This is a genomic window from Pseudomonas yangonensis, assembly GCF_009932725.1.
In the GTDB taxonomy this organism is placed as follows: Bacteria; Pseudomonadota; Gammaproteobacteria; order Pseudomonadales; family Pseudomonadaceae; genus Aquipseudomonas; species Aquipseudomonas yangonensis.
Genome location: NZ_BLJU01000003.1, coordinates 364,735 through 379,521 on the forward strand (window position 1 = coordinate 364,735; position 14,787 = coordinate 379,521).

Annotated in this window: 16 protein-coding genes; all 16 read left to right on the plus strand. The window is 61.4% G+C overall.

The features are described from left to right. Positions 1-395 precede the first annotated feature (395 nt). The 16 genes from mnmG (at position 396) to GYB81_RS07380 (ending at position 14,776) form a co-directional block, all read left to right on the plus strand. Positions 396-2,288, plus strand: a complete 1,893-nt coding sequence (mnmG, locus tag GYB81_RS07305) for a tRNA uridine-5-carboxymethylaminomethyl(34) synthesis enzyme MnmG (protein WP_161864265.1) — start codon at positions 396-398, stop codon at positions 2,286-2,288. Next, on the plus strand, positions 2,285-2,932 hold the full coding sequence (gene rsmG / locus GYB81_RS07310; protein ID WP_178101752.1) for a 16S rRNA (guanine(527)-N(7))-methyltransferase RsmG: 648 nt from the start codon (positions 2,285-2,287) through the stop codon (positions 2,930-2,932). Before mnmG ends, rsmG begins: the two co-directional genes overlap by 4 nt. 12 nt (positions 2,933-2,944) lie before the next feature. After that, a complete protein-coding gene (locus tag GYB81_RS07315; RefSeq protein WP_161864267.1) occupies positions 2,945-3,733 on the plus strand; it encodes a ParA family protein in 789 nt (262 codons plus the stop codon). 11 nt (positions 3,734-3,744) lie between these two features. Then, positions 3,745-4,614, plus strand: coding sequence for a ParB/RepB/Spo0J family partition protein (locus GYB81_RS07320; protein ID WP_161864268.1), 870 nt, complete (start codon positions 3,745-3,747; stop codon positions 4,612-4,614). 130 nt (positions 4,615-4,744) lie between these two features. Continuing rightward, on the plus strand, positions 4,745-5,134 hold the full coding sequence (locus GYB81_RS07325; protein ID WP_161864269.1) for a F0F1 ATP synthase subunit I: 390 nt from the start codon (positions 4,745-4,747) through the stop codon (positions 5,132-5,134). 24 nt (positions 5,135-5,158) lie between these two features. Then, on the plus strand, positions 5,159-5,977 hold the full coding sequence (gene atpB, locus GYB81_RS07330) for a F0F1 ATP synthase subunit A (protein ID WP_090431634.1): 819 nt from the start codon (positions 5,159-5,161) through the stop codon (positions 5,975-5,977). Between the two features lie 66 nt (positions 5,978-6,043). Then, positions 6,044-6,271, plus strand: coding sequence for a F0F1 ATP synthase subunit C (gene atpE, locus GYB81_RS07335; protein WP_003241387.1), 228 nt, complete (start codon positions 6,044-6,046; stop codon positions 6,269-6,271). Between the two features lie 87 nt (positions 6,272-6,358). Then, a complete protein-coding gene (locus GYB81_RS07340; RefSeq protein ID WP_024306123.1) occupies positions 6,359-6,829 on the plus strand; it encodes a F0F1 ATP synthase subunit B in 471 nt (156 codons plus the stop codon). 12 nt (positions 6,830-6,841) lie between these two features. Next, positions 6,842-7,378, plus strand: a complete 537-nt coding sequence (locus tag GYB81_RS07345) for a F0F1 ATP synthase subunit delta (RefSeq protein WP_024306122.1) — start codon at positions 6,842-6,844, stop codon at positions 7,376-7,378. 15 nt (positions 7,379-7,393) lie between these two features. Next, positions 7,394-8,938 carry a F0F1 ATP synthase subunit alpha gene (atpA, locus tag GYB81_RS07350; protein ID WP_161864270.1) on the plus strand — a complete coding sequence of 515 codons (1,545 nt, stop codon included), beginning with the start codon at positions 7,394-7,396 and terminating at the stop codon, positions 8,936-8,938. 48 nt (positions 8,939-8,986) lie between these two features. After that, entirely contained in the window at positions 8,987-9,850 is an 864-nt protein-coding gene (gene atpG, locus GYB81_RS07355; protein ID WP_161864271.1) for a F0F1 ATP synthase subunit gamma, read from the plus strand. A 49-nt stretch (positions 9,851-9,899) separates the two neighbouring features. Further along, entirely contained in the window at positions 9,900-11,276 is a 1,377-nt protein-coding gene (atpD, locus tag GYB81_RS07360; protein ID WP_012020331.1) for a F0F1 ATP synthase subunit beta, read from the plus strand. A gap of 79 nt (positions 11,277-11,355) precedes the next feature. Beyond that, entirely contained in the window at positions 11,356-11,790 is a 435-nt protein-coding gene (locus tag GYB81_RS07365; protein ID WP_017676260.1) for a F0F1 ATP synthase subunit epsilon, read from the plus strand. 125 nt (positions 11,791-11,915) lie between these two features. Next, complete coding sequence (glmU, locus tag GYB81_RS07370; RefSeq protein WP_161864272.1) at positions 11,916-13,274, plus strand: bifunctional UDP-N-acetylglucosamine diphosphorylase/glucosamine-1-phosphate N-acetyltransferase GlmU; 1,359 nt, start codon at positions 11,916-11,918, stop codon at positions 13,272-13,274. Between the two features lie 46 nt (positions 13,275-13,320). Continuing rightward, a complete protein-coding gene (locus GYB81_RS07375; RefSeq protein WP_161864273.1) occupies positions 13,321-13,932 on the plus strand; it encodes a LysE family transporter in 612 nt (203 codons plus the stop codon). Positions 13,933-14,005: 73 nt separating this feature from the next. Further along, positions 14,006-14,776 carry a DeoR/GlpR family DNA-binding transcription regulator gene (locus tag GYB81_RS07380; protein ID WP_161864274.1) on the plus strand — a complete coding sequence of 257 codons (771 nt, stop codon included), beginning with the start codon at positions 14,006-14,008 and terminating at the stop codon, positions 14,774-14,776. The last annotated feature ends 11 nt before the right edge of the window (positions 14,777-14,787 follow it).

Consider the following 14,787-nt stretch of genomic DNA (forward strand, 5'->3'; position numbering starts at 1 on the left):
ATAACAAAGCTGGGTGTAACTACGGCTGTGGGTAACTGGCCATTCCATCCACAGTGGTTCAGCAGCTTTCTCAAGGGAACCGAGCAGGAACGACACAGCTTTATCATTCTCTGTACAGCAGATATGACAAGGCTTGTAGCATCTTATCCACAGAAACGCCTGGCTCTATACATAAACATAAAGAACAAGCTTTATAAAAATTCTCTCTTTCTATTTTTTATAAGCCTGAGCGCATTTCTTCCAGGCCCAGGGGTAATCAGGTCGAGGAGCCGGCTGATAGAAACGTGACCAACCAGTTGGCTATTTTTTGTGCAGAAGGCTTCATTCAGCAGGCTTAAGTCCCTATACTTGCCGCCTTTCTTTCAGACCCCTTCTCAACAGGCACGAGGTGCGTGGTGGATTTCCCTTCCCGTTTTGACGTGATCGTGATCGGCGGCGGTCATGCCGGTACCGAGGCAGCCCTGGCTGCAGCACGCATGGGCGTGAAGACCCTGCTGCTTACCCACAATGTCGAGACCCTCGGGCAGATGAGCTGCAACCCGGCCATCGGCGGTATCGGCAAGAGCCACCTGGTCAAGGAAATCGATGCCCTCGGCGGTGCCATGGCCACCGCTACCGACAAAGGCGGCATCCAGTTCCGCATTCTCAACAGCCGCAAGGGTCCGGCGGTACGCGCAACTCGCGCTCAAGCTGACCGTGTCCTGTACAAGGCCGCCGTACGCGAGATTCTGGAAAACCAGGCCAATCTGTGGATTTTTCAACAGGCGGCCGATGACCTGATTGTGGAAAACGCCGAGGTCAAGGGCGTCGTCACCCAGATGGGCCTGAGATTCCACGCGGATTCCGTGGTGTTGACCACAGGCACCTTCCTTGGCGGACTTATCCACATCGGCATGCAGAACTACTCCGGCGGCCGTGCCGGTGATCCGCCCTCCATCGCGCTGGCGCATCGACTGCGTGAACTGCCACTGCGTGTCGGCCGCCTCAAGACCGGTACGCCGCCGCGCATCGATGGCCGCTCCGTGGATTTCTCGGTAATGACCGAGCAACCCGGAGATACGCCTACGCCGCTGATGTCCTTCCTCGGCAAACGTGAGCATCAGCCCAAGCAGATCAGTTGCTGGATCACCCACACCAACGCGCGTACCCACGAGATCATCGCCGCCAACCTAGACCGATCGCCGATGTACTCGGGGATGATCGAAGGCGTCGGCCCGCGCTATTGCCCCTCGATCGAAGACAAGATCCATCGCTTCGCCGACAAGGACAGCCACCAGGTGTTCATCGAGCCGGAAGGCCTGACCACCCACGAGCTGTACCCCAACGGGATTTCCACCTCGCTGCCGTTCGACGTGCAGCTGCAGGTGGTGCGCAGCATTCGTGGCATGGAGAACGCGCACATCATGCGTCCGGGCTACGCCATCGAGTACGACTACTTCGACCCGCGCGACCTCAAGTACAGCCTGGAGACCAAGGTCATCGGCGGCCTGTTCTTCGCGGGCCAGATCAACGGCACCACCGGCTACGAAGAGGCCGGTGCCCAGGGCCTGCTCGCCGGCTGCAACGCTGCCCTGCGCGCGCAGGGCAAAGAAGCCTGGTGCCCGCGCCGCGACGAGGCTTACATCGGTGTTCTGGTCGACGACCTGATCACCCTCGGCACCCAGGAGCCGTACCGCATGTTCACTTCGCGCGCCGAATACCGGCTGATCCTGCGCGAGGACAATGCCGACCTGCGTCTGACCGAGAAAGGCCGAGAGCTGGGCCTGGTGGATGACGAGCGCTGGGCGGCATTCGAAGCCAAGCGTGAAGGCATTGCCCAGGAAGAACAGCGCCTGAAGAGCACCTGGGTGCGCCCGGGCACGCCGCAGGGCGACGCCATCGCTGCGCGTTTCGGCACGCCGCTGGCTCACGAGTACAACCTGCTCAACCTGCTGGCCCGTCCGGAAATCGACTACGCGGCCCTGGCAGAGATCACCGAATCGCCGGCTGTGGATAACCAGGTGGCCGAGCAGGTCGAGATCAAGACCAAGTACGCCGGCTACATCGACCGTCAGCAGGACGAGATCGCCAGACTGCGTGCCAGCGAGGACACCAAGCTGCCGGAAGACCTGGACTACAGCGCCATTTCCGGGCTGTCCAAGGAAATCCAGTTCAAACTCGGCAATACCCGCCCCGCCACGCTCGGCCAGGCCGGGCGCATCCCCGGGGTCACCCCGGCTGCGATTTCCCTGTTGCTGATTCACCTGAAGAAGCGCAGCGCCGGCCAGAAACTGGAGCAGAGCGCCTGATGTCGGTCACTCAGCGTCACGCCGAAGAACTGCTGCAGGGCGCCCGCGAACTGGGCATCGAACTCAGCGAGCGGCAGCAGGAACAGCTGCTCGCCTACCTGAGCCTGCTGATCAAGTGGAACAAGGCCTACAACCTCACCGCCGTGCGCGACCCCGACGAGATGGTCTCGCGCCATCTGCTCGACAGCCTGTCGGTGGTGCCGTTCGTGGCCGAGCGTGGGGATAACTGGCTGGACGTCGGCAGCGGTGGCGGCATGCCCGGTATTCCGCTGGCGATCATGTTCCCCGAGCGCCGTTTCACCCTGCTCGACTCCAACGGCAAGAAGACCCGTTTTCTGGTCCAGGTGAAGCTGGAGCTGAAACTCGCCAACCTCGAGGTTGTCCACAACCGCGTCGAAGCCTATCGACCCGAGCAGGCATTCGACGGCATCAGCTCGCGGGCTTTCAGCAGCCTCGAAGACTTCAGCAACTGGACACGCCACCTGGGTAACGCCGACACCCAATGGCTGGCGATGAAGGGTGTGCATCCGGATGACGAGCTGCAGGCCCTGCCGGCGGACTTCCGTCTCAGTGCAACCCACGTGCTGCGGGTTCCCGGTTGCCAAGGCCAGCGCCATCTGTTGATACTGCGTCGCTCGGTCTAAGGGGGAAGGAAGATGGCCAAGGTATTCGCGATCGCCAATCAGAAAGGCGGCGTGGGCAAGACCACGACGTGCATCAACCTGGCCGCTTCTCTGGTGGCGACCAAGCGCCGCGTGCTGCTGATCGACCTCGACCCGCAGGGCAACGCGACCATGGGCAGCGGTGTGGACAAGCACGGTCTCGAGCACTCGATCTACGACGTACTGATCGGCGAGTGCGACCTTAGCCAGGCCATGCAGTTCTCCGAACACGGTGGCTACCAGCTGCTGCCGGCCAACCGCGACCTCACCGCCGCGGAAGTCGCCCTGCTCGAGATGAAGATGAAGGAAAGCCGCCTGCGTTACGCCTTGGCGCCGATCCGCGAGAATTACGACTACATCCTTATCGACTGCCCGCCCTCGCTGAGCATGCTGACCATCAACGCCCTGGTCGCCGCCGATGGCGTGATCATCCCCATGCAGTGCGAGTATTACGCGCTCGAGGGGCTTTCCGATCTGGTCAACAGCATCCAGCGCATCGCTCAGCTGCTCAACCCCAAGCTGCAGATCGAAGGTCTGCTGCGCACCATGTACGACCCGCGCATCAGCCTGACCAACGACGTCAGCGCCCAGCTCAAGCAGCACTTCGGCGACAAGCTGTACGATGCCGTGATCCCGCGCAACGTGCGCCTGGCCGAGGCGCCGAGCTTCGGCATGCCGGCGCTGGTCTACGACAAACAATCCCGTGGTGCCATTGCCTATCTGGCATTGGCCGGCGAGCTGGTGCGCCGTCAGCGCGCCGCCGCGAAAATCGCTACCGCTTAAGGAACATCCGCATGGCTGCGAAGAAACGAGGTCTGGGTCGAGGTCTGGACGCCCTGCTCGGTGGCAACACCGTCAGCGCACTGCAGGAAGAGGCCGCCCAGGTCGACACACGCGAACTGCAATACGTGCCGCTGGAACTGATCCAGCGCGGCAAGTACCAGCCGCGTCGTGACATGGACCAGACTGCCCTGGAGGAACTCGCCGCTTCGATCCGTGCCCAGGGCGTGATGCAACCCATCGTGCTGCGTCCCATCGGCGACGGCCGTTTCGAGATCGTAGCCGGTGAACGTCGCTGGCGTGCCAGCCAGCTGGCCGGTCAGGACAAGATTCCGGCCATGGTCCGTGAACTGCCCGATGAAGCCGCCATCGCCATGGCGCTGATCGAGAACATCCAGCGCGAGGATCTCAATCCGATCGAAGAAGCCGTGGCCCTGCAGCGCCTGCAGCAGGAATTCGAGCTGACCCAGCAACAGGTCGCCGATGCGGTCGGCAAGTCGCGCGTCACCATCACCAACCTGCTGCGTCTGATCGCCCTGCCCGAGGAGATCAAGACCCTGCTCGCCCATGGTGATCTGGAGATGGGCCACGCCCGTGCGCTGCTCGGTTTACCCCCCGAACAGCAGGTCGAAGCGGCGCGACACGTTGTCGCACGTGGGCTGACCGTTCGTCAGACCGAGGCGCTGGTGCGCCAGTGGCTGAGCGCCAAACCCGCCCCGGCAAAGGCCAAGGCCGACCCGGACATCAGCCGCCTGGAACAGAAGCTGGCAGAGCGTCTGGGCTCGCCTGTGCAGATCAAGCACGGCAGCAAGGGAAAGGGACAGCTGGTGATTCGCTACAGCTCCCTCGACGAATTGCAGGGTGTACTGGCGCACATTCGTTGAAACAATTCAGTCTGTAGTCCTACTTCGCTCCTACTACAGCACGGTTGATCGGGCGCAGGCTGGCCCATATACTCCCCGCGCAATTTTGTCGGCCACGGGCCGAGGTTCGGCGGCTTTTCGGGAGAGGTCGATGGGCATCGCCAGTAAGGCCCCGTTTCATCGTCAGCCAGGGTTTCCGATCCTGATTTTTCAGGCCATCGTGACGGCTGTGATCACAGTGTTTTTTGCCGTCAGTGGCGGATGGGTCGCGGCCTATTCGGCATTGCTGGGAGGGCTGATAGCCCTGCTGGCCAACGCGTATTTTGCATTCAAGGCCTTTCGTTACTTTGGCGCGCGTTCGGCCAAGGCCATCGTCCAGTCGATCTGGGCCGGGGCCATGGGTAAATGGATTATCACGGCAGTGCTGTTTGCGCTGGCGTTCGTAGGGGTTGAACCACTGGACCCGATGACGCTGTTCATCGGGTATCTGCTTGCCCTTCTGGCAGCAGCCTGTGCGCCCCTGCTCATGAAAGTTTTCTGAAGCATTGGACCGTTTGAGGCGTTTATGGCTGATACCCCAGCAGAATATATCCAGCATCACCTGCAGAACCTGGTCTACGGCGCTCATCCGGACAAGGGCTGGATCATTGCCCAGACCCCGGAAGAAGTGAAAGCGATGGGCTTCTGGGCCGTCCATGTGGACACCCTGGGCTGGTCGCTGTTCATGGGCCTGATCTTCATCACCCTGTTCCGCATGGCTGCCAAGCGCGCCGTGACCGGTGTACCGACCGGCCTGCAGAACATGGCCGAGATGTGCATCGAATTCGTTCAGGGCATCGTCAAGGACACCTTCCACGGCAAGAACCCGCTGGTTGCGCCGCTGGCCCTGACCATCTTCGTCTGGGTGTTCCTGATGAACAGCCTGAAGTGGATCCCGGTCGACTACATTCCGGGTCTGGCGCACGCCATGGGCCTGCCGTACTTCAAGATCGTCCCCACCGCCGACCCCAACGGTACCTTCGGTATCTCGCTGGGCGTGTTCCTGCTGATCATCTTCTACAGCATCAAGGTCAAGGGCATCGGTGGCTTTACCAAGGAACTGTCGTTCACCCCGTTCAACCACTGGGCGCTGATTCCTTTCAACCTGTTCCTGGAAATCATCGGCCTGCTGACCAAGCCGCTGAGCCTGGCCCTGCGTCTGTTCGGCAACATGTATGCCGGTGAAGTGGTGTTTATCCTGATCGCGCTGCTGCCCTTCTACGTTCAGTGGGGTCTCAACGTGCCATGGGCTATCTTCCACATCCTGGTCATCCCGCTGCAGGCGTTCATTTTCATGGTGCTGACCGTGGTTTATCTGAGTGCTGCGCACGAAGATCACCACTGATCGACATCGAAAAACCCGAAAACCCCTAACTCGTAACCTTAACCTCTAAAAACTCTGGAGCTAACTATGGAACTCGTCTACATCGCCGCTGCCATCATGATCGGTCTGGGTGCCCTGGGTACCGGTATCGGCTTCGCCCTGCTGGGCGGCAAGCTGCTGGAATCCACCGCTCGCCAGCCTGAGCTGGGCCCGCAGCTGCAAACCAAGACCTTCCTGATGGCCGGTCTGCTCGACGCCGTTCCGATGATCGGTGTTGGTATCGCGATGTACCTGATCTTCGTTGTCGCGGGTTAAGAGTTCCTGAGTTCGAGGCAGCATGATGTGTGCTGCCTCTTCAGGCTTTTCTTCCCCGGAACACGAGATAGCACGAGGTAAATCGCTGTGAACATTAACCTGACCCTGTTCGGTCAAACGATTGCCTTCGCTATTTTCGTCTGGTTCTGCATGAAGTTCGTATGGCCGCCGCTGACGCAGGCCATGCAGGAACGCCAGAAGAAAATCGCAGAAGGTCTGGATGCTGCCGGGCGCGCCGAGCGCGATCTGCAGTTGGCCCAGGAACGCGCTGCCCAGATGCTTCGTGAAACCAAAGAGCAAGCTGCCGAAATTCTCGATCGGGCGAACAAGACCGCCAACGCAATCGTCGAGGAAGCCAAGGCCCAGGCCCGCTCCGAAGGTGAAAAGCTGATCGCTGGCGCCAAAGCCGAAATCGATCTGGAAGTGAACCGTGCCAAGGATCAACTGCGTTCGCAGGTAGCAGCTCTGGCTGTCACCGGCGCCGAGCAGATCCTGCAGTCCTCCGTGGACGGCGCTGCGCACAACGATCTGGTCGCAAAACTGGCCTCTCAACTCTAAGCGAGGCTCGCGATGATCAATACCAACACGCTCGCTCGGCCCTACGCGAAAGCCGCGTTTGAGTTTGCCAGTGCTGCACAGCAGGCCGATGCCTGGCTGAACATGCTGTCGCTGTCCGCGGCTGCGGTTCAAACGCCGGCCATGGCTCAGCAGTTGGTCAACCCGGCGTTGACCGATGAGCAGAAAGTCAATGTTCTGGCGCAGATCTGTGCCGGTCACATCGACGCTTCGTTCAGCAACTTCCTGCGCTCGCTGGGCAGCAACGACCGACTGTCGCTGCTGCCGGTAGTACGCGAACAGTTCGCCGTGCTGAAGGCTGAAGCCGAACGCGCCCTCGATGTCGAGGTCGAGTCGGCTTTCGAGCTCAATACCGAGCAATTGCAAACTCTGGCTGCCGCCCTTTCCAAGCGGCTCGATCGCACCGTCCAGCCCAAGCCCGTGGTCAATCCCGCCCTGATCGGCGGCGTTGTCATTCGTGCAGGTGACCTGGTCATCGACGGTTCGGTCCGCGGCAAGCTGAACAAGCTGGCCGAAGCGTTGAAATCCTGATTTGAGGGAACTGGCATGCAGCAATTGAATCCTTCCGAAATTAGCGAAATCATCAAGCAGCGCATTGAGTCGCTTGATGTAACCGCTCAAGCCCGTAATGAAGGCACCATCGTCAGCGTTTCCGACGGTATCGTGCGCATCTACGGCCTCGCCGACGTCATGTACGGCGAGATGATCGAATTCCCTGGTGGCGTGTACGGCATGGCCCTGAACCTGGAGCAGGACTCCGTGGGTGCCGTGGTACTGGGTAACTACCTGACCCTCGCCGAAGGCATGAGCGCCAAGTGCACCGGCCGCATCCTGGAAGTCCCGGTTGGTCCGGAACTGCTGGGCCGCGTCGTCGACGCACTGGGCAACCCGATCGATGGCAAGGGCCCGATCAACGCTCAAGCTACCGACGCTGTCGAGAAAGTGGCTCCGGGCGTGATCTGGCGTAAGTCGGTCGACCAGCCGGTGCAGACCGGTTACAAGTCGGTCGATGCCATGATCCCGGTCGGCCGTGGCCAGCGCGAGCTGATCATCGGTGACCGTCAGATCGGTAAGACCGCTCTGGCCGTCGACGCCATCATCAACCAGAAAGACAGCGGCATCCGCTGCGTCTACGTGGCCATCGGTCAGAAGCAATCGACCATCGCCAACGTGGTACGCAAGCTGGAAGAAGCTGGCGCCCTGGCCAACACCATCGTGGTTGCAGCTTCGGCTTCCGAATCCGCTGCGCTGCAGTTCCTGGCTCCGTACGCCGGCTGCACCATGGGTGAATACTTCCGTGACCGCGGTGAAGATGCCCTGATCGTGTACGACGACCTGTCCAAGCAGGCCGTTGCCTACCGTCAGATCTCCCTGCTGCTGCGCCGTCCGCCAGGCCGTGAAGCCTACCCGGGCGACGTGTTCTATCTCCACAGCCGTCTGCTGGAGCGCGCTTCCCGCGTTTCCGAAGAGTACGTCGAGAAGTTCACCAATGGCGCCGTAACCGGCAAGACTGGCTCGCTGACCGCTCTGCCGATCATCGAAACCCAGGCCGGTGACGTTTCCGCGTTCGTTCCGACCAACGTGATCTCCATCACCGACGGTCAGATCTTCCTGGAATCGGCCATGTTCAACTCGGGTATCCGTCCAGCCGTCAACGCCGGTATCTCGGTATCCCGTGTCGGTGGCGCGGCCCAGACCAAGATCATCAAGAAGCTCTCCGGTGGTATCCGTACCGCTCTGGCTCAGTACCGTGAACTGGCGGCATTCGCCCAGTTCGCTTCTGACCTGGACGAAGCCACCCGCAAGCAGCTCGAGCATGGTCAGCGCGTAACCGAGCTGATGAAGCAGAAGCAGTATGCGCCGATGTCCATTGCCGAAATGTCGGTGTCCCTGTACGCAGCCGAGCGTGGCTTCCTGCAGGACATCGAAGTCGCCAAGGTCATCAGCTTCGAGCAGGCCCTGATCGCCTTCTTCAAGCGTGATCACGCCGACCTGATGGCGAAGATCAACGAGAAAGGTGACTTCAACGACGAGATCGACGCTGGCCTGAAAGCCGGTATCGAGAAGTTCAAGGCCACCCAAACCTGGTAACCGCAGCGGGGGCTTCGGCCCCCGCCTGCTTGAACCAAAAGGTGTGAAATGGCAGGCGCAAAAGAGATTCGCAGCAAGATTGCGAGCATCAAAAGCACGCAAAAGATCACCAGCGCCATGGAAAAAGTGGCGGTCAGCAAAATGCGCAAGGCTCAACAGCGCATGGCTGCCGGTCGCCCCTACGCCGAGCGTATTCGTCAGGTGATCGGTCACCTGGCCAAGGCGAACCCGGAATACCGCCACTCGTTCATGGTGGAGCGTGATGTACAGCGCGTCGGTTATATCGTGGTGACCTCGGATCGTGGTCTGTGCGGTGGCTTGAACATCAACCTGTTCAAGGCGCTGTTGAAAAGCCTGAAGGGATGGCGCGACCAGAAGGTCGACGCCGATTTCTGCGTGGTGGGCAGCAAGGGCGCGAGCTTCTTCCGCAGCAACGGGGGCAACGTGGTTGCCGCCATCAGCAAGCTGGGTGAAGAGCCGTCCATCAACGACCTGATCGGTAGCGTCAAGGTCGTGCTGGATGCCTACGCCGAAGGCCGTATCGACCGCCTCTACCTGGTCTCGAACAAGTTCGTGAACACCATGGTGCAGAAGCCGGAAGTGCAGCAGCTGCTGCCGCTGGCCGCGAGCGAAGAGCAGGGTGTACAGAAAGGTCTGTGGGACTACGTTTACGAGCCGGACGCCCAGCAACTGCTGGATGCGCTGCTGGTGCGCTACGTTGAATCGCAGGTCTATCAGGCCGTGGTCGAGAACAGCGCGTGCGAACAGGCTGCGCGGATGATCGCGATGAAGAACGCAACCGACAATGCCGGTGAACTCATCAAGGACCTGCAGCTGGTTTACAACAAGGCTCGTCAGGCAGCGATCACCCAGGAAATTTCGGAAATCGTCGGCGGCGCTGCCGCGGTTTAAGAACGGTTCAACTGTTTAGAACGGTTGAAAAAAGTCAGAGGAACCAAAGATGAGTAGCGGACGTATCGTTCAAATCATCGGCGCCGTTATCGACGTGGAATTCCCGCGCGATCAGGTACCGAACGTATACGAAGCCCTGAAGGTACAGGGCGCTGAAACCACCCTGGAAGTCCAGCAGCAGCTGGGCGACGGCGTGGTACGTACCATTGCCATGGGTTCGACCGAAGGCCTCAAGCGTGGCCTGGACGTCAACAGCACCGGCAAGGCCATCTCCGTACCGGTCGGTAAAGCGACCCTGGGCCGGATCATGGACGTGCTGGGCAACCCGATCGACGAAGCCGGCCCCATCGGTGAAGAAGAGCAGTGGGAAATCCACCGTGCTGCGCCGAGCTACGCCGAGCAAGCCGGCGGCAACGATCTGCTGGAAACCGGTATCAAGGTAATCGACCTGGTCTGCCCGTTCGCCAAGGGCGGTAAGGTCGGCCTGTTCGGTGGTGCCGGTGTGGGCAAGACCGTAAACATGATGGAGCTGATCCGTAACATCGCCATCGAGCACAGCGGTTATTCCGTGTTCGCCGGTGTGGGTGAGCGTACTCGTGAGGGTAACGACTTCTACCACGAGATGAAGGACTCCAACGTTCTCGACAAGGTAGCCCTGGTCTACGGTCAGATGAACGAGCCACCAGGCAACCGTCTGCGCGTCGCGCTGACCGGCCTGACCATGGCCGAGAAGTTCCGTGACGAAGGCCGTGACGTTCTGCTGTTCGTCGACAACATCTACCGTTACACCCTCGCCGGTACCGAAGTATCCGCACTGCTCGGCCGTATGCCGTCGGCAGTAGGTTACCAGCCGACTCTGGCCGAGGAGATGGGCGTTCTGCAGGAGCGTATTACCTCCACCAAGAAAGGCTCGATCACCTCGATCCAGGCCGTATACGTACCTGCGGACGACCTGACCGACCCGAGCCCGGCGACCACCTTCGCCCACTTGGACGCCACCGTCGTACTGAGCCGTGACATCGCTTCCCTGGGTATCTACCCGGCCGTTGACCCGCTGGACTCCACCAGCCGTCAGCTGGACCCGAACGTGATCGGCCAGGAGCACTACGAGACCGCTCGTGGCGTTCAGTATGTTCTGCAGCGCTACAAGGAGCTGAAGGACATCATCGCGATCCTGGGTATGGACGAACTGTCCGAAGACGACAAGCTGCTGGTAGCGCGCGCTCGTAAGATCCAGCGCTTCCTGTCCCAGCCGTTCTTCGTGGCTGAAGTCTTCACCGGTGCCCCGGGCAAGTACGTGTCCCTGAAGGACACCATTGCCGGCTTCAGCGGCATTCTCAAAGGCGACTACGACCACCTGCCGGAACAAGCGTTCTACATGGTAGGCGGCATCGACGAAGCCATCGAGAAAGCCAAGAAACTGTAAGTAACGGGTGCGCCCTCTAGAGGGCGTCCGGGCCGGATAGGGCTGCTGCCCGATCCGGCCTCTCAACCGAGGCATTGTTATGGCTATGTCAGTCCACTGCGATATCGTCAGTGCGGAAGAAGAGCTGTTCTCGGGGCTGGTGGAAATGGTCATCGCCCACGGTCACCTTGGTGACCTGGGTATCCTGCCGGGCCACACCCCGCTGCTGACCGATCTCAAACCGGGTCCGGTGCGAGTGATCAAGCAGGGTGGCACCGAGGAGGTGTTCTACATCTCCGGTGGCTTCCTGGAAGTTCAGCCGAGCATGGTGAAGGTTCTTGCCGACACCGCTGTTCGTGCCGGCGACCTGGATGAAGCCGCAGCCATCGAGGCGCGCAAGGCGGCCGAGAAGGCGCTGAGCGAGAAGGGCACCGAGTTCGACTACGGCAGTGCTTCGGCACGCCTGGCCGAGGCTGCTGCCCAGCTGCGCACCATCGAAGAGATGCGCAAGAAGTTCGGCGGCCGCAGCCGCTGATCGCGTATCGCGGTATCACGCAAAGGGGCGACTTAGGTCGCCCCTTTGCGTTTCTGGCAAAATAGCGCTCTTTTCGCGCGGCGCTTTCTCGCCGCGGACCTATCCTGCCCAGCAAGGAGCTTTCTATGAGTCTGGATATCGTCATTCTTGCCGCCGGCCAGGGCACGCGCATGCGTTCCGCTTTGCCCAAGGTACTGCACCCGGTCGCCGACAAGCCCATGCTGGGGCACGTCATCGACACCGCACGCAGCCTGCAGCCCGACAGCATTCAGGTGGTGATCGGCCACGGCGCCGACAAGGTGCGCGAGCGCCTGGCCGCCGACGACCTGAATTTCGTCATCCAGGCCGAGCAGCTCGGCACCGGCCACGCCGTGGCCCAGGCCCTGCCACAACTCAGCGCCGAACGTGTGCTGATCCTCTACGGCGATGTGCCGCTGATCGAGACCGCGACCCTCGAGCGTCTGTTGGCCCTGGTCAGCGACAACCAGCTGGGCCTGCTCACCGTCGAACTGGCCGACCCGACCGGCTACGGCCGCATCGTGCGCAACGAGCAAGGCGTGGTGCAGGCCATCGTCGAGCACAAGGACGCCAGCGAAGCGCAGCGGCAGATCCGCGAGGGCAACACCGGCATCCTCGCCGTGCCCGGCAAGCGCCTGGCCGACTGGCTGGGCCGGCTGTCCAACAGCAACGCCCAGGGCGAGTACTACCTGACCGACGTGATCGCCATGGCCGTGGCCGACGGCCTGACCGTGGCTACCGAGCGTGCCAGCGACGAGATGGAAGTGCTGGGCGCCAATGACCGCATCCAGCTTGCTCAGCTCGAATGCCATTACCAGCAGCGCATGGCCCGCCGCCTGATGGCCCAGGGCGTTACCCTGCGCGATCCGCATCGTTTCGACGTGCGCGGTGAGGTGAGCGTCGGCCGCGACGTGACCATCGACATCAACGTGATCCTCGAAGGCAAGGTGGTGATCGAAGACGATGTGCAGGTCGGCCCCAACTGCGTGATCAAGGACTCGGTGCTGCGCAAGGGCGCCATCGTCAAGGCCAACAGCCACCTGGACGGTGCCGAGATGGGCGAGGGCGCCGACTGCGGTCCGTTCGCGCGTCTGCGCCCGGGCACCAAACTGGGCGCCAAGGCCCATGTGGGTAACTTCGTCGAACTGAAGAACGCTGTCATGGGCGAGGGCGCCAAGGCCGGTCACCTGAGCTACCTGGGCGATGCCGAGATCGGCGCGCGCACTAACATCGGTGCCGGCACCATCACCTGCAATTACGACGGTGCCAACAAATTCCGCACCGTCATGGGCGAGGACGTCTTCATCGGCTCCAACAGCGCGCTGGTGGCACCGGTAACGTTGGGCGACCGCGCGACCACGGGTGCCGGTTCGGTGGTGACCAGCGATGTGCCGGCGGACACGCTGGCAGTCGGCCGGGCCAAGCAGCGCAACATCGAAGGCTGGAAGCGGCCGACCAAGAAGTGAGTGCGGGCGATCAGGCCTGTGGATAACCTGCCGGAGGCAGTCCTGTATGTTCGGTGTGACGGATTACGCCGCCTTCGTGGTGGCCTTCATCATCCTGCTGGCCATTCCAGGGCCGGGTAACCTGGCGCTGATCCTGTCCACCGGCAAGGGCGGGATTCGCGGCGGGCTGGCTTCGACCTTCGGCATCATCTTCGGCGACCAGGTGCTGCTATGGCTGGCGGTGGCCGGGGTCGCCGCGCTGCTCAAGGCCTATCCGGCGGCCTTCCATGTCGTCCAGTGGCTCGGTGCGGCCTACCTGATCTACCTTGGCCTGCGCATGATCCTGGCCAAGCCAGGCGCGGCGCCGACGCTGGACATCAAGCCGCGCCAATACCTGTGGCAAACCTTGGTGATTACCGTCTTCAACCCCAAGGCCATCATCTTCTACATGGCCTTCTTCCCGCTGTTCATCGACCCGCAGCGCCATCAGGGGCTGATGACTTTCGGTTTCATGGCCGTGACCATCATGGTGCTGACCTTTCTCTACGGCCTGCTAATCGTGCTGCTGACCCATTTTCTCGCCGAGCGCATGCGCGCCAACCCACGTATCGCGAGGGCTCTGGAAAAACTGGCAGGGCTGTGTCTGGTCGGCTTCGGGGTCAAACTGACGTTGAACTGACCGACGGACGCTTGCGGGCCTTTCGATCATATGTTTTGATTCGCGCCATTATCTTTCGAATCGAAACTTAAGCATGTCGAAGCGCAACACGCCGCAACGTCGTCACACTATCCTTGCCTTGCTCGCCGAGCAGGGCGAGGTGAGCGTGGACGCTCTGGCCCAGCACTTTGCCACCAGCGAAGTGACCATTCGCAAGGATCTTGCTGCCCTGGAAAAGAACGGCCTGCTGCTGCGTCGCTATGGCGGCGCCGTGCCGGTGCCGCAAGAGCTGATCAGCGAGCCGACGCAGCCCATTTCCCCCTACAAGCAGGAGATTGCCCGTGCCGGCGTGGCACGTATTCGCGAGCACGCGCGCATCATCATCGACAGCGGCACCACCACGGCGGCCATGATTCCGCAGCTTGGCTACAAGCCTGGTCTGGTGGTGATGACCAACTCGCTCAACGTGGCCAACGCCCTGCGCGATATCGAACACGAGCCGGTGCTGCTGATGACCGGCGGTACCTGGGATCCGCATTCGGAGTCCTTCCAGGGCCAGGTGGCCGAGCAGGTGCTGCGCTCCTACGACTTCGACCAGCTGTTCATCGGCGCCGATGGCATCGACCTGGAGCGTGGCACCACCACCTTCAACGAACTGCTCGGGCTTTCGCGGGTGATGGCCGAGGTGGCCCGTGAAGTCATCGTCATGGTCGAGAGCGACAAGATCGGCCGGCGCATTCCCAATCTGGAGCTGCCCTGGGGCAGCGTCCATACCCTGATCACCGACGAGCGCCTGGATGCCCAGGCGGCCGAACAGATACGCGCGCGCGGCATTCAGCTGATCCTCGCGGCGCTGGAAAACTAAAAAGGAGAGTC

Coding starts and splice junctions, on each gene's coding strand:
- GYB81_RS07320 (WP_161864268.1), top strand. CDS start 3,745: ATGGCTGCGAAGAAACGAGGTCTGGGTCGAGGTCTGGACGCCCTGCTC.
- atpE (WP_003241387.1), top strand. CDS start 6,044: ATGGAACTCGTCTACATCGCCGCTGCCATCATGATCGGTCTGGGTGCC.
- GYB81_RS07375 (WP_161864273.1), top strand. CDS start 13,321: ATGTTCGGTGTGACGGATTACGCCGCCTTCGTGGTGGCCTTCATCATC.
- atpD (WP_012020331.1), top strand. CDS start 9,900: ATGAGTAGCGGACGTATCGTTCAAATCATCGGCGCCGTTATCGACGTG.
- GYB81_RS07365 (WP_017676260.1), top strand. CDS start 11,356: ATGGCTATGTCAGTCCACTGCGATATCGTCAGTGCGGAAGAAGAGCTG.
- GYB81_RS07380 (WP_161864274.1), top strand. CDS start 14,006: ATGTCGAAGCGCAACACGCCGCAACGTCGTCACACTATCCTTGCCTTG.
- GYB81_RS07315 (WP_161864267.1), top strand. CDS start 2,945: ATGGCCAAGGTATTCGCGATCGCCAATCAGAAAGGCGGCGTGGGCAAG.
- GYB81_RS07325 (WP_161864269.1), top strand. CDS start 4,745: ATGGGCATCGCCAGTAAGGCCCCGTTTCATCGTCAGCCAGGGTTTCCG.
- atpB (WP_090431634.1), top strand. CDS start 5,159: ATGGCTGATACCCCAGCAGAATATATCCAGCATCACCTGCAGAACCTG.
- GYB81_RS07345 (WP_024306122.1), top strand. CDS start 6,842: ATGATCAATACCAACACGCTCGCTCGGCCCTACGCGAAAGCCGCGTTT.
- glmU (WP_161864272.1), top strand. CDS start 11,916: ATGAGTCTGGATATCGTCATTCTTGCCGCCGGCCAGGGCACGCGCATG.
- atpG (WP_161864271.1), top strand. CDS start 8,987: ATGGCAGGCGCAAAAGAGATTCGCAGCAAGATTGCGAGCATCAAAAGC.
- atpA (WP_161864270.1), top strand. CDS start 7,394: ATGCAGCAATTGAATCCTTCCGAAATTAGCGAAATCATCAAGCAGCGC.